Origin of the sequence: Mesorhizobium sp. M0408 (assembly GCF_040321495.1) — a bacterium.
GTDB lineage: Bacteria > Pseudomonadota > Alphaproteobacteria > Rhizobiales > Rhizobiaceae > Mesorhizobium.
In genome coordinates this window covers 49,922-72,090 of the sequence record NZ_JAMYRO010000008.1, presented here as the reverse complement: position 1 = coordinate 72,090, position 22,169 = coordinate 49,922, and the positions used below count along the sequence as shown (strand labels likewise).

Genomic DNA, 22,169 nt, shown 5'->3' with positions numbered 1-22,169 from the left:
CCAGGAGGGGTAGGGGTGGGGGTACATCGTAGAGCGAAAGCCTCGGCTTTCCACCTGCGATAGCCTGCCGTTAATGGGCAGAAATGCCCGGCACAGGGTTGGACGCGGTCATTTGTCAACAGCGATTGCTCCCGCGAGAACGGCAATGCTTGACAAGCGAGCGCGACAAATCCACGATCATCGCAAGGGGTTAATCGCGACGACCCCGTGAGGCGTCAGCCCAATGTTCGCGTCCAAGCTTCTCTTTCAAGGAGGTGGACGCCATGCCGTCGACAACAACCATCACCGTACCGCAACTGTCCCGTCTGATTGGGCTGCCGGGTGCACCCGCGATCATCGACGTCCGCATCGACGATGACTACAACGCCGATCCGCGCCTGCTGCCGGGGTCGGATCGTCGTGATTTCAGGAGTGTCTCGAACTGGGCTGCCGACTTCGTCGGCAGGCAAGTGACAGTCGTCTGCCAACAGGGAAAAAAGCTCTCGCAAGGCGTGGCCGCATGGCTACGGCAGGAGGGCGTTGCCGCCGAATCGCTCGATGGCGGGTTTGAAGCATGGCGCGATGCCAAGGGCCTTCTCGTTCACGCCGATAAGATACCGCCCGCCGATGCCAAGGGCCGCACCGTTTGGGTCACGCGTACGCGCCCGAAGGTCGATCGCATCGCCTGCCCCTGGCTGATCCGGCGCTTCATCGATCCTCACGCGGTCTTTCTCTTCGTCGAGCCGGCCGAAGTGGCGGCCGTCGCCGATCGCTTTCAGGCCATCCCTTTCGACATCGAGAACGTGTTCTGGAGCCACCGCGGCGAACGCTGCACCTTCGACACCATGATCGAGGAGTTCGGGCTCAAATCCGAAGCGCTCGATCGCCTGGCCACGATCATACGCGCTGCCGATACTGCGAGCCTCGATCTTGTTCCACAGGCGGCCGGGTTCCTGGCCGCCTCGCTTGGCCTGTCACGGATGTTTCGCGACGATCTGGAGCAGCTCGAGGCCGGCATGCTGCTTTACGATGCGTTCTTCCGCTGGTGCCGCGATGCCACCGAGGAGACGCATAACTGGCCGGTCGCCGGCGCAGTCAGTCTCGGCGCAGGCAAACCATCGTGAGCGCCGTCTTTTCGAAAAAGCCGGCGGAGATCCAGGAGCCCGCTGTGCCGAGCTTCCGGCAGGCCGTGAAGGTCTGGGCGAAAATCGGCGTGCTCAGCTTTGGCGGCCCGGCCGGGCAGATCGCGCTCATGCACAAGGAACTGGTCGAGGAACGGCGCTGGATCGGGGAACAGCGCTTTCTGCATGCGTTGAACTACTGCATGCTGCTGCCCGGCCCCGAGGCTCAGCAGCTTGCCATCTATATCGGCTGGCTGCTGCACAAAACAGTCGGCGGCCTTGTTGCCGGCATTCTCTTCGTTGTGCCGGGCGCGCTTGTTATGCTCGTCTTGAGCAGCCTCTATGCGCTCTACGGCGACATACCCTTCGTCGAGGCGCTGTTTTTCGGGGTCAAAGCGACGGTGCTCGCCATTGTCATCGAGGCGGTGATCCGGATCGGGCGACGTGCGCTGAAGAACCGGATCATGGTGTCGATCGCACTCGCCGCCTTCATCGCCATCTACGCGCTAAACGTGCCGTTCCCGCTGATCGTCCTGCTTGCCGGCCTGACAGGCTGGATCGGCAACCGCATTGCACCGGCATTTTTTTCCGGCACATCGCAGGGCAAAGGCGATGTTCCCGACATTAAGGGCGCGGTCGATCTGATGTTCGAGCGCGGCGAACTGACCCACGTCAAGCCGACGCGATGGCATGCGCCGCGCATTTTGGCGATCTGGCTGCCGATCTGGCTCGGGCCTGTTCTGCTGATCTGGGCTTTCACCGGCTCGGCCAGCGTGTGGACACAAATCGGTGGGTTCTTCAGTCTCATGGCGGTCGTCACCTTTGGTGGCGCCTATGCCGTGCTTGCCTATGTCGCGCAGGCAGCGGTCGAGTCCTTCGGCTGGCTCGCACCCGGTGAAATGGTCGACGGCCTTGGGCTGGCCGAAACCACGCCGGGCCCGCTGATCCTGGTCTTGCAGTTCGTCGGTTACATTGCCGCCTTCCGCCACTCCGGCGCGCTCGCCCCGCTGCTTGCCGGCGCGCTTGGGGCACTGCTCACACTGTGGGTGACGTTTACGCCGTGCTTCTTGTGGATATTCCTCGGCGCGCCCTACATCGAAGCGCTGCGCGGCAACAGGGCGCTGTCGGCGGCGCTCGGCGCGATCACCGCTGCGGTCGTCGGCGTCATCATGAACCTCGCGCTTTGGTTCGGCTTACACGTCATCTTCGGCGAAGTGCGCAATGTCGGGCTTGGAATGGACGTGCCGGTGCTTTCATCGATAGACTGGCGCGCGGCGCTGCTTTCCTGTGCCGCCATGATCGCCATTCTGAAGCTGAAAATCGGCATGCTGCCGACGCTTGCCGGATCGGCGCTGGCCGGTGTGTTGTTGCTGGCGGTGAGCGGGTAGAGCCTCAACCGCCCATGCCGCTGCGCGGCAGCTTGATCATATCGCCGAAGCGGGCGCGCAATTTGTCGTCGACCGGCTTTGGCACATGGCGCGGGAAGCGTTCGGCAAGCACGCGTTTCTTCTCGATGATCGCCCGCTGCAGGATATCGGGCCTGCCTTTCTCATTCCATTCCTTCGGCGAAAAGCGGTCGCCGACGGCCGGATAGAAATATTCGGTCTGCATCAGCCGCAGCGTCTGCTCGTTGCCGAGATAATGGCCCGGGCCCTTCAGGCAGACATCGGCAATCGTGTCGATCGACAGCGACTCGTCCGTCACTTCGATGCCGCGCACGCAGCGCAGGCAGTGGCCGAGCATGTCGTTGTCGATGATCAGGCTCTCAAGGCAAAAGCCGAGCAGCGAGGCGTGCATGCCGGCCGATTCGTAAACCAGGTTGAGGCCGGCAAGACCGGCCATCACGTCGGTTATGCCCTTTTCGTAGCCGGACTGAATATCAGGCAGTTTCGAATCTGTCATGCCGGCGGCCGAACCGCCCGGCAGGTCGTAAAATTGCGCCATCTGCGCGCAGGCCGCGGTCAGCACCGCCTGCTCGGCCGAACCGCCCGACATGGCGCCGGTCCGGAGATCCGAGACAAACGGCCAGGTACCGAAAATCGCCGGATGGCCTGGCTTGATGGCGTTGACGTAGATGAGGCCGACGAGGACTTCGGCGACCGCCTGCACCACGGCGCCGGCAATCGCCGCCGGTGCCGTCGCACCCGCCTGTCCTGCCGACAGCAGCAGGATCGGAATGCCGCCCTCGACGCAGGCTTCGAGAACGCCACAGGCGTCCTCGGCAAACTTCATCGGCGGCACGACGAAGCAGTTCGAATTGGAGACGAAAGGCCGCGCGCGAAAATTCTCTTCGCCGCCCGCGATCGCATAGAGCATGTCGAGCGCCGGCTTGACGTTCTCACGCACGGTAAACGAGGTGCCGACATGCTTCGACGTGCCCATGACGCAGGCGTAGAGCGTGTTGAAATCCATATCGAGCGGGTCGGGAATGTCGCGCGGCACCATCGGCCGCTGGAAGAAATGGATGTTGTCGAGCCCTTCGACCAGGCGCGCGGCATCGTAAATGTCCTGCAGCAGCGACTCGCGATACTCACGCTTTTCGACATCGACAAGATGCACCGCAGCACCGGCCGTGCCGTAGTGCACACGCTTGCCCTGGATCACCATGTCGTGCTTCGGATCCTGGCCGTGGAGGGTGAAATGCCGCGCCGCGTTCTTGATGGTGTCGAGCACAAGGCCGCGAGGAAAGCGCAGGCGGCCGTCCTCACTGAAGGTCGCGCCGGCTTTGGTCAGCGCCTCGATGCAGGAGGGGATGGCGTTGGCGAAGCCGACCGTCTCCAGAAGGGTAAGCACGGCCTCGTGGATACGTTCGCAATCGCTGCCGCTGAGCGGGCTGTAGCTTCCGCCTTCGAGGCCGGCACGCACCGGCTTGACGTCGTCGGCAAGCGGTGCCGCCCGCATGGCGCGGCGCGCCTCGCGCCCGCCGGACCGCCGCGAACGCTGGTCTGCGGACACGTCCTGCTTCTCATGGGCCATTGGCATGAAGGCACTCCAACTTTAGCTGCGGAGCGGGCGCGGCGGTTGGTCCACCATCGGCCTGCTTCGTCCCCTCTATGCAGCGACTATGCCGCCGGCATTGGCACAGCCTATGTGCCAGCCGGTCCCGTCGCATATGCCAAGGAGCTAAAGAACCGGAGCCGCACTACATGCGCCAGGCTCCGGTCGGGGAAGGGAGATCAGGCCGCTGCCGGCCTGCGTCCAGCTGCCGTCGCCAGTTCGCGGATGCCGGGTTCGATGTGCTGCAACGCGATCGAGGAAATGCCCAAGCGCATGAAACGCGATGGCTTTTCGGTACGGTCGAAGAAGCGGTCGCCAGGCTCGATGATGACGCTGCGCGAGGCCGCGGCCTCCGCCAGCCCGCGCGAATCGGTGCCGCGCGGCCCCTCGAGCCAGAGCGACGTGCCGCCGGCCGAATCGGTCGAGCGCCACTCCGGCAGGAAGGCGGAAATCGCATGGACCAGACGCTTGCGCCTCTCGTCGAAGGCGCTCGACAGCCGCCGCACCAGCGCCTCGTGATGGCCGAGCGACAGGAACAATGCGACGGCGCGCTGGTTGTTCGCCGGCGGATGGCGCAGCATGAAGCGGCGTAGCGCCCGAAGCTCGGAGATCAGCCCGGCCGAGGCGACGATGTAGCCGAGCCTGAGGCCGGGAGCCAGCGTCTTCGACATCGAGCCGACATAGACGACCCGGCCGGAGCGATCGAGGCTCTTCAGCGCCTGCTGCGGCGCCTCGTCCAGGAGCTGGCTGTCATATCCGTCCTCGATGATGATCTGGTTGTGCCGGTTGGCGCGCGCCAAAAGCTCCTGCCGCCGCTCTGCCGACAGCGGCACCATGGTCGGGCAATGGTGGCTGGGCGTGACGAAGACGAAGCCGGAATCATTGGGAATGGCCGAGGTTACGATGCCGGAGTGGTCGACCGGAACCGGCTGGATCTCGGCGCCGGCCAGCCGGAAGATCGAACGTGCATCGGGATAGCCCGGGTCCTCCATCGCCACCTTGGAGCCCTTGGTCATCAACAGCGTCGCCAGCATGTAAAGCGCGTTCTGCGCGCCCAACGTCACGATGATCTCGTCCGGATTGGCGAAGATGCCGCGTCGCGGCAGCAGCCGTGCCTGGATCTGCTCGATCAGGAGCGGATCGTCGCGATCGACCATGTCGGATGCCCAGTTGCGGATTTCGAGCACCGCCAACGCCATGCGGTTGCACTCGCGCCATTCGGCGGTCGGGAACAGCGCCGGGTCGAATTGGCCATAGACGAAGGGGTATGACGACTTGATCCAGTTGTCGTGCTTGGCCGGCGGCGGCATGTCGCTCGCCGCGATCTGCCGACGCGCCTTCCAGTCGATCTCGTTGGCCTGGTCGGGCGCCTTCTGATGCGGCTTGGCCGGCGTCGCCAGCACTTCGGGATTGACGAAATGGCCGCGGCGCTCGCGCGCCACCAGGAAGCCCTGATCGACCAACTGCTGGAAGGCCAGCACCACGGTGCCGCGCGCCACGCCGAGTTTTTCGGCAAGAATCCGGCAGGACGGAAGCGGCATGGAAGCCGCGATCTGCCGGTCGAGGATGGCGGCGACGATCGCCTGGCGGATCTGCGCCTGCAGGGTCTGACCGGATTCCGCCGAAATCCGGAACAGGCCGGACCATATGGCCGTGTCGTTTCGCTGTGGCATGGGAGATGTTCCTCGATGGCCAGCTTTTTCACTTGGCTGGACCAGTCGAATGTACCGGTGGCACAAGGTGTTGCGCCAATCAATTTTTCTGATCGCTGGGATTTATGCCAGTGATCCTTTGAGCCGGCCCACGCTGCGCTGCGGCATCGCTGCGCATTGAAACAGATGGAATTCGACCCGATAGTTTGCCGCGACGACACGCGCCGGAAACATCCGGCCTGATAAGATGCATCTCAAGAGACCGGAGCGAAGCAGTGGATCAATCGTCCTTTCAAAAGCAGCTCGACGCATTGCGCGATCACCGTGCGGCCAAATCGGGCTCGATGCGCGAGGCTTTCGCTGCCGATCCGCAGCGCTTCGAGAAATTCTCCGCCAGTGACGGCGACCTGCTGCTCGACTGGTCGAAATGCGCGGTCGATGCGCGGACTATGGAGTTGCTGGAGAAACTGGCTGAGGCCGCTGACCTCGAAGGCCGGCGCGACGCGATGTTTGCCGGCAAGAAGATCAACGTCACTGAAGGCCGTGCCGTGCTGCACACGGCGCTGCGCAACCTGACCGGCAAGGGCATCGTGCTCGACGGCCAGGACGTGAAGGCGGACGTCCTTGCCGTACTCGACGCGATGGGTGCCTTCGCCGACGCGGTGCGTTCCGGCAAGGCGGCCGGCGCGACCGGCAAGAAAATCACCGACATCGTCAACATCGGCATCGGCGGCTCCGATCTCGGCCCGGCCATGGCGACGCTGGCGCTGGCGCCCTATCATGACGGGCCGCGCGCGCATTACGTATCCAATATCGACGGTGCCCATATCCACGACACGCTGAAGGGTCTTTCCGCCGAAACCACCCTGTTCATCATCGCCTCCAAGACCTTCACCACGGTCGAGACGATGACCAATGCCGAAACCGCGCGCAGATGGGTCGAGAAGGCGCTCGGCAAGGAAGCGGTCGGCAAGCATTTCGCCGCCGTCTCGACGGCGCTCGACCTGGTCGCCAAATTCGGCATCGCGCCCGATCGCGTCTTCGGCTTCTGGGACTGGGTCGGCGGCCGCTATTCCGTCTGGGGTGCGATCGGTCTGCCAGTGATGATCGCCATCGGCCCGAAGGATTTTCGCGCCTTTCTCGACGGCGCCCATGAGATGGACGAGCATTTCCGCACCGCGCCGCTGGCGAAGAACCTGCCGGCGCTGATGGGGCTGATTGGCTGGTGGCACCGCGTGATCTGCAAATACCCCGCTCGCGCCGTCATCCCCTACGATCAGCGTCTGTCCAGGCTACCGGCCTATCTGCAGCAGCTCGACATGGAATCGAACGGCAAGAGCGTCACCCTGGACGGCGGCGCTGTAACGACGCCGACCGGCCCGCTGGTCTGGGGCGAGCCCGGCACCAATGGCCAGCATGCCTTCTTCCAGTTGCTCCATCAGGGCACCGATTTCATTCCGGTCGAATTCCTCGCCGCTGCCGTCGGCCACGAACCGGAGCTGAAGCATCACCACGACCTTCTGCTTGCCAATTGCCTGGCGCAGTCGGAAGCCTTCATGAAGGGCCGCACGCTTGAGGAAGCCCGCGCGCAGATGCTGGCGAAAGGCATGAAGCCCGCCGATGTCGACAGGATTGCTCCGCACCGCGTCTTCTCCGGCGACCGCCCCTCGTTGACGATTCTCTACAGAAAGCTCGACCCGCATACATTCGGACGGCTGATTGCGCTTTACGAACACCGCGTCTTTGTCGAAGGTACGCTGTTCAACATCAACTCCTTCGACCAATGGGGCGTCGAACTCGGCAAGGAACTGGCGACCGGGCTGCTGCCCGTCGTTGAAGGCAAGGAGAACGCCGCAAAGCGGGATGCCTCGACTGCCGGACTGGTGGAATACATCCACCGCTTGCGCGGCCCGGAGTGAAAAGCTTGGCGGACATCAAGGGAATATTGTTCGACAAGGACGGCACGCTCGTAGATTTCAACGCGACATGGCTGGGCATCGCCGACTTCATGGCGATGGATGCGGCCGAAGGCGATCGCTGGAGGGCAGACAGGCTGCTTGCGGCGGCGGGCTTCGACTTCGCGAACAAGCGCTTCAAGCCGGATTCAATTTTTGCCTCCGGCACCAACATGGACGTCGTCGAGCTGTGGTTTCCGCGGCTGTCCGACGAGGACCAGATGCTTGCCGTCGCCCGCTTCAACGCCATCACTTCGGCGCAAGGATCGGCAATGGCGGTGGCGCTGCCGGGTGTGGTCGAGACGCTTGGGCTGCTTCACAGAAAATCCTACCGGCTTGGCGTCGCCACCAACGACTCGACCAGTGGCGCGGAAAAGACCTTGGTCACGCTGGGCGTCGCGCAGCTTTTCGAAGCCGCCTATGGTTACGATGCGGTGGCCAATCCAAAACCGGCGCCGGATACGATCCTTGCCTTCTCGGACCTGACAGGGCTCAGGCCGGCGGCGATCGCAATGGTCGGCGACAATCGCCACGATCTGGAAATGGCGCGCGCCGGCGGCTGTGGCCTGGCGATTGGCGTGCTGTCCGGCACCGGCACACGTGAATCGCTGTCGCAGATCGCAGACGTCATCCTCGATTCAGTTGCCGATCTGCCCGATTTTCTAGCGGCGCGGGTCAGCGAGACAGTCTAGACTCGCAGCTAGCTGGTCCGAACGAGAACACGCCGCTCGGTTTCATCGCCGCATTCCTGCCTTCGCCGACATCCGGCACCTCGTATTCGGCCAGCAGGCGAAGCCGCGAGCGGGGCAGATAGGCGCGGCCCGGATCGCCGATCAGCACGGCGATGCCGGCTGCAAGGCAGCGGTCGAGGAAAGAAATGGCCCGGCCGGCAAGATCATGGGCGTAAAACAGGTCGCCGACCACCACGACATCCACCGGTGGCGGCGGACCGCTGGTGATGTCTTCGCCAATGATCATGATAGCGACGCCGTTCGCAGTCGCGTTGAGGCCGAGCGCAACCACACCATTGCGATCGATCTCGGCCGCGACGACCGCGCTTGCCCCGGCTTTTGCCGCTGCAATGCCGACGAGACCCGAACCGGAGCCGAGGTCGAGCACGCGACGGCCGGCCACGGTCTTCGGCCGGTCGAATATGTAGCGGGCGAGCACCGCGCCGCCGGCCCAGACATAGGCCCAGTACGGTGGCTCCGGTTCAGGTCCGTCTTCTTCGGTCGCATGTTGGTTCCATTCGAGAAGCCGCCTGAGCCCGCTTCCCGGATGGGCGGTGTAAAGCCGAATTTCGGGAAGCGCGGGCACGGGGGCGATCCGCATGTTCGCCCGGATGAACTCTGCCGGGTCCGGGCGCGAACCTATACTCACGGCGTTGGCGCCGGCGATGCAATCGCTCAAGCTGCGCCTAGCCCCGCAACGCCCGTCGCAGGATCTTGCCGACCGGTGTCTTCGGCAACTCGGTGCGGAACTCAATATACCTGGGACGCTTGTAGCCGGTCAGGTTCTCGCGGCAATAAGCCGTCAGCATGTCGGCGGTCAGTGCCGGGTCCTTCTTGACGACGAACAGCTTCGGCACTTCACCCGAATGCTCGTCCGGCACGCCGATCGCCGCCACTTCGAGTACGCCTGGATGCTGCGCCACCACTTCCTCGAGTTCGTTTGGATAGACGTTGAAGCCGGAAACCAGGATCATGTCCTTCTTGCGGTCGACGATCTTGGTGTAGCCAAGCTCGTCCATGAAGCCCATGTCGCCCGATTTGAAGAAGCCGTCCTCGGTCATCACCTTGGCGGTCTCGTCCGGCCGGTTCCAGTAGCCGGCCATCACCTGCGGTCCGCGGATGCAGATTTCGCCGACTTCGCCGAGCGGCAAATTGTTGCCGTCGTCGTCGCGGATGGTGATCTCGGTCGAGGGCAGCGGCAGGCCGATCGTGCCGGTGTAAACGCCGTCGCTGAATTTGTTGATGGTTGCCCCCGGCGAGGTCTCGGTGAGCCCGTAGGCCTCGCTGATCGGGCAGCCGGTCAGCGCCTTCCAGCGTTCGGCGATGGCCCTCTGCACCGGCATGCCGCCACCCAGCGTCAGGATCAGCGGCTTGAAATCGAGCTTGCGAAAATCCTCATTATTGAGCAGCGCATTGAACAGCGTGTTGAGGCCCGGAAAGATGTGGATCGGGTATTTCTGCAGCTCCTTGACGAAGCCGGGAATGTCGCGCGGATTGGGGATGAGGACATTCTGCGCGCCTTGCTGCATGCCTACCAGCACGTTCGCCGTCAGCGCAAAAATGTGATAGAGCGGCAGCGCGCAGAGGAAGTTCAGATGCGCCGGCTTCGGCTTGACGGTAAAAGCGTCTTCGGCCCACAGCGCGTTCTGCGCGACGTTCGCCAAAATGTTGCTGTGCAAAAGCATCGCGCCCTTGGAGATGCCGGTCGTGCCGCCCGTGTATTGCAGGAAGGCGATGTCGTCGGCCGCGACCTTTGCGGGCCTGAAGGCCATGCCGGTGCCGGCCTTCAGCGCGGCGTTGAACTTGACATGGCCGGGCAGCGACCATGCCGGCACCATCTTCTTGACGCGGCGTACAAAGAAGTTGACGATCGTTCCCTTGAGCCCGCCGAGCATGTCGCCCATCGAGGCGACCACGACATGCTTGACCGCGGTCCTCGCGATCACCGCCTGCAGGGTGCAGGCGAAATTTTCGAGGATGACAATGGCTTGAGCGCCGGAATCCTTGAGCTGGTGCTCCAGCTCGCGCGGCGTGTAGAGCGGATTGATGTTGACCACGACATAGCCGGCGCGAAGCACTGCCATAATCGCCACCGGATATTGCAGCACATTCGGCATCATCAGGGCGACGCGCGCGCCCTTCTGCAGCCCCGTTGATTGCAGATAGGCGCCGAAGGCGGCCGACTGTCGCTCGAGGTCGGCATAGGTGATCGATTTGCCCATGCAGACGAAGGCCGGCCGATTCGCAAACTGCTTGCACACGGCGACGAGAAAGTCGCCGATCGAGCTGGAGGGCAGGGCGCCGATCTCGGCCGGCACGATCTTTGGATAACTCTTGAGCCACGGTTTTTTCGGCAAGCCGGCGGCCAGCGACGTGATCGCCTTCGGTAATCTCTTGGCCGGACCTGCCGGCGGTTTTGGCGTAGTCGGCACTGCCCTCGTCGCCGGCTTGGCGGCAGAGTTTGCAGCAGGCGCAGTCTTGCCGGTTGCCGGTTTAGCAGCCGTTCCAGCCGTGGTCTTCGCCGCCGGCTTCGCGCTTGCCTTTGCGGTAGCCGTCGGCCTTGTGGCGGCCGCTTTTGGCTTGACCGCTTTCGATGTTGCCTCGGCCTTTGCTTTCGCCGCGTTGGTTGTCTTTGCCGGTTTTGCCACCTGTCGCTCCCTCAATCATTCTTATTGTTTCGGCATGCTTGCGCGCCACCACCGCCCTGATCAACAAAGATATCCCACGCTTGCCGCAATGTCCGGAACCTGGGAAAATCCGGCACGCTGCCCATCTATCTATGTATTGCCACAAGCGGCGGCCGTGCAAGCCTCGCCACCTGGAGTGCGGCAAGACTTGCCGTCAAACCTCTTGGCCGCGACCGGTTTTCGGACGCGCATCTCTTGAACCGAACGGCTCGATTCCCCCAATCGGCGGCATTACCGATCAACAAAAAATTGAAGTCGCTAATAATGTCGTGATCTGCGGATTCGGCTCGTTTTTTCCACAATTTGCCGCGTGCCGAAAATTTTTTCTGCTTCCCGTGGGTTAGGCAAACAAGCAGTTCCAAAGCTAGAAAAACGGTGCTTATATGCGGCCTTCGCGAGCCTGACAGAGGGGCTTGGAAGAACATCAGGGAGTGCTCAATGAAAAAGAAACTGACTTTTGCAGCCGCGTTGCTGGCTGCAAGCGTCCTCGGCGGCGTGGCCAATGCAAAACAACTGGTCTATTGCTCGGAGGCATCGCCGGCCGGCTTCGACCCGTCGCCATGGAGCGGCGGCAACGACTTCGACGCTTCGTCGCGCACCATCTATTCGCGCCTGGTCGAGTTCGAGCATGGCAAGACCACCATCTCGCCCGGCCTGGCCGAGAGCTGGACGGTTTCCGACGACGGTCTCGAATACACCTTCAAGCTTCGCCCGGGTGTGAAATTCCAGACGACCGATTATTTCACGCCGACGCGCGACCTCAACGCCGACGACGTGATCTTTTCCTTCGAACGCCAGTGGAAGAAAGAAAGCCCGTGGTACAGCTATCTGGAAGGCACCGGCTGGGAATATTTCACCGGCATGGGCTTCCCCGATCTCCTGAAGGAAATCGTCAAGGTCGACGACCTGACGGTGAAATTCGTGCTGAACAAGCCTGAAGTCGCGTTCCTGCCGGACCTCGGCATGGATTTCGCCTCGATCGTTTCCAAGGAATATGCCGACCAGCTCGACAAGGCCGGCACCAGGCAGCAGTTCACCCAGAAGCCGGTCGGCACTGGTCCGTTCCAGTTCGTCGACTATCAGGTCGATGCGGTCGTGCGCTATGCAGCATGGGACGGCTACTATGGCGGCCGCCAGAAGATCGATGATCTGATCTTCGCCATCACGCCCGACCCCGCCGTGCGCGCGCAGAAGCTGAAGGCGGGCGAATGCGATATCATGTCATACCCGGCGCCGGCCGACATTGCCGGACTGCAGGCCGACGCGAACCTCAAGGTCGACGAGCAGGAAGGCCTGAACATCGGCTACATGGCTTACAACACGACGCAGCCGCCCTTCGACAAGGTCGAGGTCCGCAAGGCCCTCAACATGGCGGTAAACAAGAAGGCGATCATCGACGCGGTCTATCAGGGCGCCGGTGCGCCGGCCATCAACCCGATCCCGCCGACCATGTGGTCCTATAACAAGGACATCAAGGACGATCCCTATGATCCGGAGGCGGCCAAGAAGATGCTGGCCGATGCAGGCGTCAAGGATCTGTCGATGAAGATCTGGGCTATGCCGGTCAGCCGCCCCTACAACCCGAACGCCCAGCGCGTCGCCGAGTTGATCCAGGCCGATTATGCCGCCGTCGGGGTCAAGGCGGAGATCGTCAGTTACGAATGGACCGAGTATCGCCAGCGCGGCAAGGCTAAGGATCGCGATGGCGCCTTCCAACTGGGCTGGACCGGTGACAATGGCGATCCGGACAACTTCTTTTTCCTGCTCGGTTGCGATGCCATCGGCCAGTCCAATTATGCGATCTGGTGCAACCAGGAATTCGAAGCCCTGCTGAAAAAAGGCAAGGCGACGACGGACGTCGCCGAGCGCACCAAGATCTACGAGGAAGCTCAGGTGGTGTTCAAGCGTGAGGCTCCGTGGCTGACCATCGCCCACTCCAAGGTCTTCATGCCGATGAACAAGAAGGTGTCGGGCTTCGTTATGGACCCGCTCGGCATTCATCGGTTTGACGGCGTCGACGTCACCGAATAAGTCCTGAGAAATTGAACGGCGGCGCTGGACTTCCCGCGCCGCCGTTCTATGAAGCAAGATGCTCCGTTATCTCCTCCACAAGCTCGCTTTGATCATCCCGACCGTGTTCGGCATATCGCTGGCGGCGTTTGCTTTCGTCCGGCTTCTGCCCGGCGATCCTATCCTGGCCCTGGCGGGCGAGCGCGGCGTCAGCCCCGAGCGGTACGCCCAGCTCATCGAGCAGTTTGGCTACAACCGGCCCTATGTCATCCAATACCTGGAATATATCGGCAGGGTCCTGACCGGCGATTTCGGCATATCTATTGCCACCAAGCGGCCAGTGCTCGGCGAATTCCAGGCGCTGTTTCCAGCCACGCTGGAACTGGCGACAGTGGCGTTGATCATCGCCGTCCTGCTCGGCATTCCTGCCGGTATCTTCGCCGCGGTCAAGCGCGGCTCGTGGTTCGACCAGGCGACGATGGGTGTCGCGCTGACCGGCTATTCGATGCCGATCTTCTGGTGGGGGTTGCTGCTCATTATCTTCTTCTCCGGCTATCTCGGCTGGACGCCGGTTTCCGGCCGCATCGGCCTGCAGTATTTCTTCAGGCCGACGACCGGGTTCATGCTCATCGACAGCCTGATCTCCGGCAGGAGCGGCGCTTTCAAATCTGCCGTCAGCCATTTGATCCTGCCGTCGATCGTGCTGGCGACGATCCCGCTTGCCGTCATAGCGCGCCAGACGCGCTCGGCGATGCTCGAGGTGCTGGGCGAGGACTATGTCCGCACCGCGCGCGCCAAGGGCCTGGCGCCGCGCCGCGTCATCGGTCTGCACGCTTTTCGCAACGCGCTGATCCCGGTGGTCACCACCATTGGACTGCAGGTCGGCACCTTGATGGCGGGCGCCATTCTGACCGAGACCATTTTTTCCTGGCCGGGCATCGGCAAATGGATGATCGATGCCATCGGCAAGCGCGACTATGTCGTCGTCCAGAGCGGATTGCTGATCATCGCGCTGATCGTCATGGCGGTGAACCTGATCGTCGACGTGCTCTACGCCGTCATCAATCCGCGCATCCGGGTGCAGTGAGATGACCGACGAATCCGCCGCCGAAGCTACCGCCGCCTCCATCCCGACAGGCGGCAGGCAACGGGCTTTCGCCGAGTTCTGGCACTACTTCTCGATGAACACCGGCGCGGTCATCGGCCTTGTCGTGTTTTCGGCGCTGGTGCTGGTGGCGATCTTTGCGCCGTTCGTCGCCCCACATTCGCCCGACGAGCAGTTTCGCGATGCGCTGCTGGCACCCCCTGCCTGGCAGGAAGGCGGCAAATCGATGTTCCTGCTCGGCACCGACGCGGTCGGCCGCGACATGCTTTCACGGTTGATCTTCGGGGCGCGTTTCTCGCTGTTCATCGGTCTGGTGGTCGTTGTCTTCTCGCTCACCAGCGGCATCGTGCTTGGCGTGCTCGCCGGCTATTTCCGCGGCTGGGTCGACACGCTGATCATGCGCATCATGGATATCATCCTGGCCTTCCCGTCGCTGCTTCTGGCGCTGGTGCTGGTGGCGATCCTCGGCCCCGGCCTTTTCAATGCCATGCTGGCGATCGCGCTGGTGCTGCAGCCGCATTTTGCGCGCCTCACCCGCGCCGCCGTGATGGCCGAAAAGAACCGCGAATATGTCATCTCCGCCAAGGTGGCTGGTGCCGGTCATCTTCGCTTGATGGTGAGGACGATCCTGCCGAACTGCCTGGCACCGCTGATCGTGCAGGCGACGTTGTCCTTCTCCAACGCTATTCTCGAGGCTGCGGCGCTCGGCTTCCTCGGTGTCGGTGCGCAGCCGCCGACGCCGGAATGGGGCACGATGCTCGCCTCGGCGCGCGAGTTCATCCTGCGCGCGCCTTGGGTGGTGACCTTCCCCGGCCTTGCTATCCTGATCACTGTGCTTGCCATCAATCTGATCGGCGATGGCTTGCGCGATGCCTTCGATCCCAAGCTGAAGAGGTCATAATCCAATGCCTCTTCTCGAGATCAAGAACCTGACCGTTTCCTTCGACACCGCCGCTGGACCATTCATGGCGGTACAAGGCATCGACCTGTCGGTCGAACCGCGCGAGGTGCTGGCGATCGTCGGCGAATCCGGTTCGGGCAAGTCGGTGGCGATGCTGGCGGTGATGGGGCTTTTGCCCAATACCGCGACGGTGAGGGCCGACCGCATGGCCTTCGACGGCATCGACCTGCTCAAGCTCGGCCCATCCGAGCGGCGCAAGATCGTCGGCAAGGACATTTCGATGATCTTCCAGGAGCCGGTCGCCAGCCTCAACCCGTGCTTCACCGTCGGCTTCCAGATCGAGGAGGTGCTGCGCTTCCATATGGGCATGGACCGCGCCCAGCGCCGGGCGCGTGCCATCGAATTGATGAAGTTGGTCGGCATCGCCGACCCCGAGGAACGGCTGGGCTCCTTCCCGCACCAGATGTCGGGTGGTCAGTGTCAGCGCGTCATGATCGCCATCGCCATCGCCTGTAATCCCAAGCTTTTGATCGCCGACGAGCCAACCACGGCGCTCGACGTCACCATCCAGAAGCAGATCCTCGATCTGCTGGTCGGCCTGCAGGCCAAATATGGCATGGGCCTGATCATGATCACCCACAATATGGGGGTGGTTGCCGAGACCGCCGACCGTGTCATCGTCCAGTACAAGGGCCGCAAGATGGAAGAGGCCGACGTGCTGTCGCTGTTCGAGTCCCCCAAGAGCAACTACACGCGCGCGCTCCTGTCGGCACTGCCCGAAAACGCCGTCGGCGACCGGTTGCCTACTGTTTCCGACATGCTGTTTGAGCCGGCCCCATCTGTAGTCGCAGCCCGGTCCGCAGGAGGAACCGCCTCATGAGCGTGACCGTAGTCGAAGGCAAGAACATCGTGCGCGACTATCATGTCGGTGGCGGGCTTTTCCGCCCCTCCCGTACGGTTCATGCGGTCAAGGGTGTTTCGTTCAGCGTCGACAAGGGCAAGACGCTGGCCATCGTCGGCGAGAGCGGCTGCGGCAAGTCAACACTCGCCCGCATCATCACCCTGATCGACCCGGCGACCTCCGGCGAGCTTTTCATCGACGGCAAGAAGGTAGACATCGGCAGGAACGGCCTGTCGAAGGAAATGCGCCGCAAGGTCCAGATCGTCTTCCAGAACCCTTATGGTTCGCTCAATCCACGCCAGAAGATCGGCGACGTGCTTGGCGAGCCGCTGCTCATCAATACCGACAGCACGGCCGACGAGCGGCGCGATCTTGCCATGAAGATGCTAAAGAAGGTCGGTCTCGGCCCCGAGCACTTTAATCGCTACCCGCATATGTTTTCGGGCGGCCAGCGCCAGCGGATCGCCATCGCCCGCGCGCTGATGCTCAACCCCAGCCTTCTGGTGCTGGACGAGCCGGTCTCGGCACTTGATCTTTCGGTGCAGGCGCAGGTGCTGAACCTGCTCGCCGACCTGCAGGACGAGTTTCAGCTAACCTATGTTTTCATCAGCCACGACCTGTCGGTGGTGCGCTACATCGCCGACGACGTGATGGTAATGTACTTCGGCGAAGCGGTCGAATACGGCTCGCGCGACGAGGTCTTCGCCGACCCCAAGCACAGCTACACCAGGACGCTGTTCGCGGCGACGCCGCGTGCCGACGTTGCCAGCATCAAGGCACGGTTGGCCAAGAAGAAGGCCGCCTGATCCGGCGAGGTTTGCCGGCCGGCTACCGCTTCTCGATCCCCGGAATGCCGGAGATCTGCTCGGCGAGAAAGTCGACCAGCAGCCGCACCCGGGCAATGCCCGCACGCTCCGGAACGATTAGCATGCTCAGCGGGACGGGAGGCGGAAAATAGCCCGGCAGGACCACTTCCAGCCGGTCGGCCGCCAGAAGATCATCGACAAGCCAGTGGTGGGCGGGTGCGATGCCGCGTGCGGCGACAAGGGCTTCGCGCGCAGCAAGCCCATGGTCGACCAGAAATCTGCCGCCAAAGGGCACCGCAAAGGTCTCGTCGCCCGGCCCCTGCAAGGTGAGCGTGTCGCTTCCCGCGATGTTCGACATCCGGATGCCTTCATGGCCAGGCAGATCCTGCGGGACAGCCGGTCTGCCCCGCGCCGCCAGATAGGCCGGCGCCGCCACCAGCAGACGCCGGGATTGCCCGAGCGCCCGCAGTTTCATTGAGCTGTCGGTGAGCGGGCCGAGGCGAAGCGCGATGTCGACGCCCTCCCGCACAAGGTTGATGCGCTCGTCGGTAAGGCTGAGATCGATGCCGATGTAGGGATAGCGGTCCTGAAAGGCGAAGATCAGCCGGCTGACATGTAAGACCCCGAGCGCCGCCGTGCAGGATATCCGGATCGTGCCGGCTGACGCGCCGCGCGTGCCCCGCGCCTCATCGCCGGCCTGCTCGACGAGGCGCAGGATCTGGACGCTGTCGGCATAGTAACGGCTGCCTTCATCGGTCATCGTGACGCGCCGGGTGGTCCTGCTGAGCAAGGGCACTCCGACGGCCTCCTCGAGTTCTCGCAAATGCCGTGTGACCGTCGACTGCCCAACTCCGAGCTCGCGCGCCACCGCCGAGAGGCTGCCGCGCTCGGCGACGCGAACGAAGGTGCGCATGCGCTCAAGGGTGGCGTCCGATCTATCCATTATTCGGCATTATCTTATACATTTCCTACATATAGTGGATCAGCCCACAGCTGGCTACCTTTGGTGTCTATCGTCCTTCTTCGGAGTAGACCCATGAAAGTCCTGCTTGTTTTTGCTCATCCTGAACCGCGTTCGCTCAACGGCGCACTGCGTGACGTCGCCATCGGGGAACTTGAGGCCCAAGGCCATGAGGTGCGGGTGTCTGACCTCTACGCCGATGGCTGGAAAGCCGAGGTAGACCGTGCCGACTTTCCGTCGTGGCCGCCTGAAGCACGCTTCCTGCCGGCCGGCGCCTCCAAAAAAGCTTTTGCGAGCGGCACTCTGACCGAAGACGTCAAAGTGGAGATCGACAAGCTGCTATGGGCCGATACCCTGATCCTCCAGTTCCCGCTGTGGTGGTACGCCATGCCGGCGATCCTCAAGGGCTGGGTCGATCGCGTGTACGCCTACGGCTTCGCCTATGGCGTTGGCGAGCACAGCGACAAGCGGTGGGGTGACCGCTTTGGTGAGGGAACGCTCGCCGGCAAGCGCGCAATGCTGATCGTGACCAACGGCGGCTGGGAGGAGCATTATTCCGCCCGCGGCGTCAACGGCCCGATCGACGACCTGCTGTTCCCGATCAATCACGGGATTCTATACTATCCGGGCTACGACGTGCTTCCGCCGTTCGTGGTTTACAGGGTGGACCGTTTCGGGGAGGTGGATTTCGAGCCTGTCGCGGAGCGACTGCGCGAAAGGATGCGAACGCTCGAGACAATCCGGCCCATTCGTTATCGGCAGCAGAATGGCGGCGATTACTTGATCCCAAGCATGCAATTGCGCCCCGGCTTGGAGAACCCGGGTGCGACCGCCTTTGCGCTTCACGAGGATCGCGCCGGCGCCGCCGCCCAGTCCGATCAGGACAGCCGGGCGATGATGGTGCGCAGCGCCTCGCCGAAGCGCCGGACTTCCTCGATCGTATTGTAATGCACCAGCGAGGCGCGCACGGCGCCGCTGTCCATGCTGAGGTTGAGCCGCTTCATCAGACGCGGCGCATACATGTGGCCGTCGCGAATGCCGATCTGCATCTCGGCCATTTCCTCGACGATCCTCTGCGGCGACAGCGTGCCGACATTGAAGCAGAAGGTCGGCACGCGCTCGCTGAGGCGTGCCTCTTCGGCCACGCCGTAGATCGTCGCGCCGCAATCTTTGAGCACCGCCAGCATTTCGCGCGCCAGCACCTGTTCGTAGTCGCGGATGGCATTCATGCCGGCGACGATGTTGTCGCGGCGCGACCGGTTATTCTCTGACAAGAAATTGCGGCCGATCGATTCGAGGTAGCGCACCGCGGCATCCATGCCGGAGACGTTCTCGTAAATGAAGGTACCGGCCTCGATCTTGTAGGGCGGCTCGTCGGGGATGAAATCTTCGCGGAAGGTCGGCAGGCGCTTCAGAGTTTCGAAGCGGCCCCACAGGAAGCCCATATGCGGCGAGAAATTCTTGTAGCCGGAGCAGACCAGATAGTCGCAATCCCAGGCCTGCACATCGATCAACCCGTGCGGCCCAAAATGCACGCAGTCGAGGAACACTTCGGCGCCTGCCGCATGCGCAATCCCAGCCACGGAGGCAACGTCGACAATCGAGCCGATCGAATGCGCCGTTACCGTGCAGGCGACGAGCCGGGTGTGCTCTGAGACCAGCGGGCGCAAATCGTCGACATGCAGATTGCCGTCCTCGCGCATCCGCCACCATTTGAACTTGGCGCCGGCGGGCGCCAGCGCCAGCCACGTCGCGATATTGGCATCGTGATCCATGTCGGTGATGACGATCTCGTCACGCTCCCCGTTTGGGCGCTCGGAAAGCATCTGGCCGATGCCGAGGCTGACCAGGCGGATGAACGAAGTGGCGTTCATGCCGAAACAGATCTCCGCCGGGTCGGTGGCGTTGATCAGCAAGGCCACGCTTTCGCGAGCGCCGGCGACGGCTTGGTCGACGGTGACGCTGCGGCCATAGCGGCCGCCGCGCTGCACATTATGCGCGACCAAATGGTTGGTGACCGCATCGAGCACGCTTTGCGGGATCTGCGCGCCGGCGGCATTGTCCATGAAGACGAAGTCCCCGGCTTGCTGCAAGGCGGGAAACATGGCGCGGATCGTCTCGACCGGGAAAGCTGCGGCATCGCCGGTTTTCGAAATCTGATGCTGGTTCAAGGTCGTCTCCTGCGAAGTGCGCTGACAGATTCAGCGGGTCTTTTCGGTTTGAAAGCGGCGTTCAAGGAGGCTGACGAGACGGACCATCGGCCAGAGAAAGATCAGATAGACCAGCGCCGCGCCGATCAGCGGTGAAGGATTGGCATAGAGCGATTGCGCGTTGGTCGCTTCCTTCAGCAGTTCGGGCAGCGCCACGGTGGAAGCGAGCGAAGTATCCTTGAACATCGAAACGCAATTGCTGGTCATTGGCGGAATGACGACGCGGATCGCCTGCGGCAGCACTACCTTGCGCAAGGTCAGCAAGAACGGCAGGCCGAGCGCCTGCGCCGCCTCGAACTGGCCGCGCGGAATGCTCTCTATACCGGAGCGGAACACCTCGGCCGAATAGGCCGCCATGATGATGGCGAAGGCCATCACCGCGGACGTCCACGATGACAGGCGAATGCCGAGGAACGGCAGCGCATAGTAGATCAGGATCAGCACGACCAGCACCGGCATCGCCCGGAAAACGTCAATGTAGCCGACAGCCAGCAGCCGAAGCGGCTTTGGCGCATAGAGCCGCACCAGGCTGATCGCGAGGCCGACGGGAATACCGATGCCGATGCTCATGATTCCGAGCAGCAGGGTGTTCAGGAAACCGCGCAGCAGCGCCGGCAGGCTGGAGACCATGACGTCGGCGTTGAAGAAGGTGTCCAGCAGCGACATCGCAGCATTTCCGAAACGTTTGGCGTCCCGCGACGCTCGAGCCCGAGCCCGAAATCCGAAATCGTGCCGGCATCGAAAGCCGGCACGACATTTAAGCGCGAACTGCCGCTCAGGCCTTCGGCATAGGCATTTCCTTGACGGTCGAGGAATCGGCAGGTGCGTCGCTGCCGAACCACTTCTTGTGGATCGCGGCCAGCGTGCCGTCCTTCTTCATCGCGGTCACCGCGTCGTTCAGCTTGCCGAGCAGCGGGTGGTCCTTGGTCATCATCAGACCGTACTGCTCGCCGGTCTTGATGCGCTCTTTTACGGCGAGATCCTTCATCCTGGTGAAAGAATATTCCAGGCCCGGAATATCGCTGACCGCCGCATCGACGCGGCCGGAGCTGAGATCGAGCAGCAAATTCTGCTGCGTGTCGTAGCCCTTGACGTCACTGAACCCGTCCGCTTCCTGGTGGGCCTTGACCCAGGCTTCGCCGGTCGAGCCGGACAGCACGCCGACAATCTTGCCCTTGAGGTCGGCCTCGGCCTTGATCGGGCTGTCGGCCTTCGCGGCGATGCCCATGTCGGAATCATAGTAGGGCTGCGTGAACGACTGAGACTTCAGCCGCTCCGGCGTGATGGTGATCGACGAGATGGCGACGTCGATGCGCTTCGAGGTGGTGGCGGCGAACAGCGCCTGGAAACCGAGATCGGCGATATCAGTGGTCATGCCGATACGCTTTGCCGCCTCATTGATGATGTCGACTTCGAAACCCTCGAACGTGCCGCTCTCGTTCTTGTATTCAAAAGGCGGATTGGTCGGATAGGCGCCGACATTCAGCGTGCCTTCGGCGTAGGCCGGGCCGCCGGCGATACCGATGGCAGCAGCAAGAAGCAGCAGGTTGCGACGGGTGAAGTTCATTTTCGTTCCCTCTGGTTGTGATGGACGGGTTTGGCCCCGCACGGTTTTGATGCGCCAAGTGACGGGACTGCCGGAAAGCCCTCCCGGCACGGCAGTCGCAAGACATTGGATGCTATCCAAAGTACCGCGCTTTTCAAGGCGAAAGTTTTAAGCTTAAAAAATTGCCACGTGTTGCCGTCACTCCGGAATAACCGCCGTGGCCTGGATCTCAACCTTGGCGCGATCCTCGACCAGCGCCATCACCTGCATGGCGGCCATCGCCGGAAAATGCCGGCCGATCACCTCGCGATAGACCTCTCCGATCCCCTTGAGATTGGCCAAATATTCCGCCTTGTCGGTAAAGTACCAGGTCATCGAGGTGATATGTTCCGGCTTGGCGTCGGCCTCGGCGAGCACAGCAACAATATTGGCCAGCGTCTGCCGCACCTGGCCGACAAGATCATCGGTCTCGAAGCGGCCCTGTCCGTTCCAGCCGACCTGCCCGCCGACGAAGACAAGCTGCCCACGCGCGGCGACGCCATTGGCGTAGCCGACGGGTTTCGCCCAGCCTTCCGGCTGCAGGATGGTGTGCATGTCAAAACCTCCC

General features: G+C 62.7%; 20 protein-coding genes. 11 read left to right on the top strand and 9 right to left on the bottom strand.

Features of this window, described 5'->3' with window-relative positions; all coding sequences use genetic code 11:
• Positions 1-263 precede the first annotated feature (263 nt).
• Both NKI67_RS11680 and chrA read left to right on the top strand, forming a co-directional pair.
• Entirely contained in the window at positions 264-1,103 is an 840-nt protein-coding gene (locus NKI67_RS11680; protein WP_023676812.1) for a chromate resistance protein ChrB domain-containing protein, read from the top strand.
• Positions 1,100-2,488, top strand: coding sequence for a chromate efflux transporter (gene chrA / locus NKI67_RS11675; RefSeq protein WP_023676813.1), 1,389 nt, complete (start codon positions 1,100-1,102; stop codon positions 2,486-2,488). The genes NKI67_RS11680 and chrA overlap by 4 nt, the downstream gene beginning before the upstream one ends.
• A 4-nt stretch (positions 2,489-2,492) precedes the next feature.
• On the opposite strand, the gene NKI67_RS11670 is transcribed toward chrA, so the two are convergent.
• Both NKI67_RS11670 and pdxR read right to left on the bottom strand, forming a co-directional pair.
• Positions 2,493-4,082: a trimethylamine methyltransferase family protein gene (locus tag NKI67_RS11670; RefSeq protein ID WP_023676814.1), complete on the bottom strand. Its 1,590-nt coding sequence runs from the start codon at positions 4,080-4,082 to the stop codon at positions 2,493-2,495.
• A gap of 194 nt (positions 4,083-4,276) precedes the next feature.
• Complete coding sequence (gene pdxR / locus NKI67_RS11665; protein WP_023676815.1) at positions 4,277-5,770, bottom strand: MocR-like pyridoxine biosynthesis transcription factor PdxR; 1,494 nt, start codon at positions 5,768-5,770, stop codon at positions 4,277-4,279.
• Between the two features lie 254 nt (positions 5,771-6,024).
• Between pdxR and pgi the strand changes: the two genes are divergently transcribed.
• On the top strand, positions 6,025-7,668 hold the full coding sequence (gene pgi, locus NKI67_RS11660; RefSeq protein ID WP_023676817.1) for a glucose-6-phosphate isomerase: 1,644 nt from the start codon (positions 6,025-6,027) through the stop codon (positions 7,666-7,668).
• Positions 7,669-7,673: 5 nt separating this feature from the next.
• Positions 7,674-8,396, top strand: coding sequence for an HAD family hydrolase (locus NKI67_RS11655; protein ID WP_023676818.1), 723 nt, complete (start codon positions 7,674-7,676; stop codon positions 8,394-8,396).
• Here the strand turns inward: NKI67_RS11655 and NKI67_RS11650 are convergent.
• Positions 8,380-9,036: a class I SAM-dependent methyltransferase gene (locus NKI67_RS11650; protein ID WP_084641125.1), complete on the bottom strand. Its 657-nt coding sequence runs from the start codon at positions 9,034-9,036 to the stop codon at positions 8,380-8,382. The genes NKI67_RS11655 and NKI67_RS11650 overlap by 17 nt on opposite strands.
• Before the next feature lie 85 nt (positions 9,037-9,121).
• Positions 9,122-10,867, bottom strand: a complete 1,746-nt coding sequence (locus NKI67_RS11645) for a long-chain fatty acid--CoA ligase (RefSeq protein ID WP_245274701.1) — start codon at positions 10,865-10,867, stop codon at positions 9,122-9,124.
• 46 nt (positions 10,868-10,913) lie between these two features.
• Between NKI67_RS11645 and NKI67_RS11640 the strand changes: the two genes are divergently transcribed.
• The 6 genes from NKI67_RS11640 to NKI67_RS11615 all read left to right on the top strand — a co-directional run bounded on the left by NKI67_RS11640 (position 10,914) and on the right by NKI67_RS11615 (position 16,845).
• Entirely contained in the window at positions 10,914-11,321 is a 408-nt protein-coding gene (locus NKI67_RS11640; protein ID WP_245274702.1) for a hypothetical protein, read from the top strand.
• 239 nt (positions 11,322-11,560) lie between these two features.
• Positions 11,561-13,153 carry an ABC transporter substrate-binding protein gene (locus NKI67_RS11635; RefSeq protein ID WP_023676821.1) on the top strand — a complete coding sequence of 531 codons (1,593 nt, stop codon included), beginning with the start codon at positions 11,561-11,563 and terminating at the stop codon, positions 13,151-13,153.
• Between the two features lie 58 nt (positions 13,154-13,211).
• Positions 13,212-14,219, top strand: a complete 1,008-nt coding sequence (locus NKI67_RS11630) for an ABC transporter permease subunit (RefSeq protein WP_023676822.1) — start codon at positions 13,212-13,214, stop codon at positions 14,217-14,219.
• 1 nt (position 14,220) lies between these two features.
• Positions 14,221-15,138, top strand: a complete 918-nt coding sequence (locus tag NKI67_RS11625) for an ABC transporter permease subunit (RefSeq protein WP_023676823.1) — start codon at positions 14,221-14,223, stop codon at positions 15,136-15,138.
• Between the two features lie 4 nt (positions 15,139-15,142).
• A complete protein-coding gene (locus NKI67_RS11620) occupies positions 15,143-16,018 on the top strand; it encodes an ABC transporter ATP-binding protein (protein ID WP_023676824.1) in 876 nt (291 codons plus the stop codon).
• Positions 16,015-16,845 carry a dipeptide ABC transporter ATP-binding protein gene (locus NKI67_RS11615; protein ID WP_023676825.1) on the top strand — a complete coding sequence of 277 codons (831 nt, stop codon included), beginning with the start codon at positions 16,015-16,017 and terminating at the stop codon, positions 16,843-16,845. Before NKI67_RS11620 ends, NKI67_RS11615 begins: the two co-directional genes overlap by 4 nt.
• 22 nt (positions 16,846-16,867) lie before the next feature.
• Here the strand turns inward: NKI67_RS11615 and NKI67_RS11610 are convergent, their stop codons facing one another.
• Positions 16,868-17,788 carry a LysR family transcriptional regulator gene (locus NKI67_RS11610; protein WP_023676826.1) on the bottom strand — a complete coding sequence of 307 codons (921 nt, stop codon included), beginning with the start codon at positions 17,786-17,788 and terminating at the stop codon, positions 16,868-16,870.
• 93 nt (positions 17,789-17,881) lie between these two features.
• Between NKI67_RS11610 and NKI67_RS11605 the strand changes: the two genes are divergently transcribed.
• Positions 17,882-18,754, top strand: a complete 873-nt coding sequence (locus tag NKI67_RS11605) for an NAD(P)H-dependent oxidoreductase (protein WP_352645346.1) — start codon at positions 17,882-17,884, stop codon at positions 18,752-18,754.
• Here the strand turns inward: NKI67_RS11605 and NKI67_RS11600 are convergent.
• From NKI67_RS11600 to NKI67_RS11585, 4 genes are all read right to left on the bottom strand, one after another.
• Complete coding sequence (locus NKI67_RS11600; RefSeq protein WP_023676828.1) at positions 18,685-19,977, bottom strand: cysteine desulfurase-like protein; 1,293 nt, start codon at positions 19,975-19,977, stop codon at positions 18,685-18,687. The two genes, NKI67_RS11605 and NKI67_RS11600, sit on opposite strands and share 70 nt — an antisense overlap.
• A gap of 30 nt (positions 19,978-20,007) precedes the next feature.
• Positions 20,008-20,682 carry an amino acid ABC transporter permease gene (locus NKI67_RS11595; protein ID WP_023676829.1) on the bottom strand — a complete coding sequence of 225 codons (675 nt, stop codon included), beginning with the start codon at positions 20,680-20,682 and terminating at the stop codon, positions 20,008-20,010.
• A 109-nt stretch (positions 20,683-20,791) separates the two neighbouring features.
• Positions 20,792-21,583, bottom strand: a complete 792-nt coding sequence (locus NKI67_RS11590) for an ABC transporter substrate-binding protein (RefSeq protein WP_023676830.1) — start codon at positions 21,581-21,583, stop codon at positions 20,792-20,794.
• 177 nt (positions 21,584-21,760) lie between these two features.
• Positions 21,761-22,156: a RidA family protein gene (locus NKI67_RS11585; protein ID WP_023676831.1), complete on the bottom strand. Its 396-nt coding sequence runs from the start codon at positions 22,154-22,156 to the stop codon at positions 21,761-21,763.
• Between the last annotated feature and the right edge of the window lie 13 nt (positions 22,157-22,169).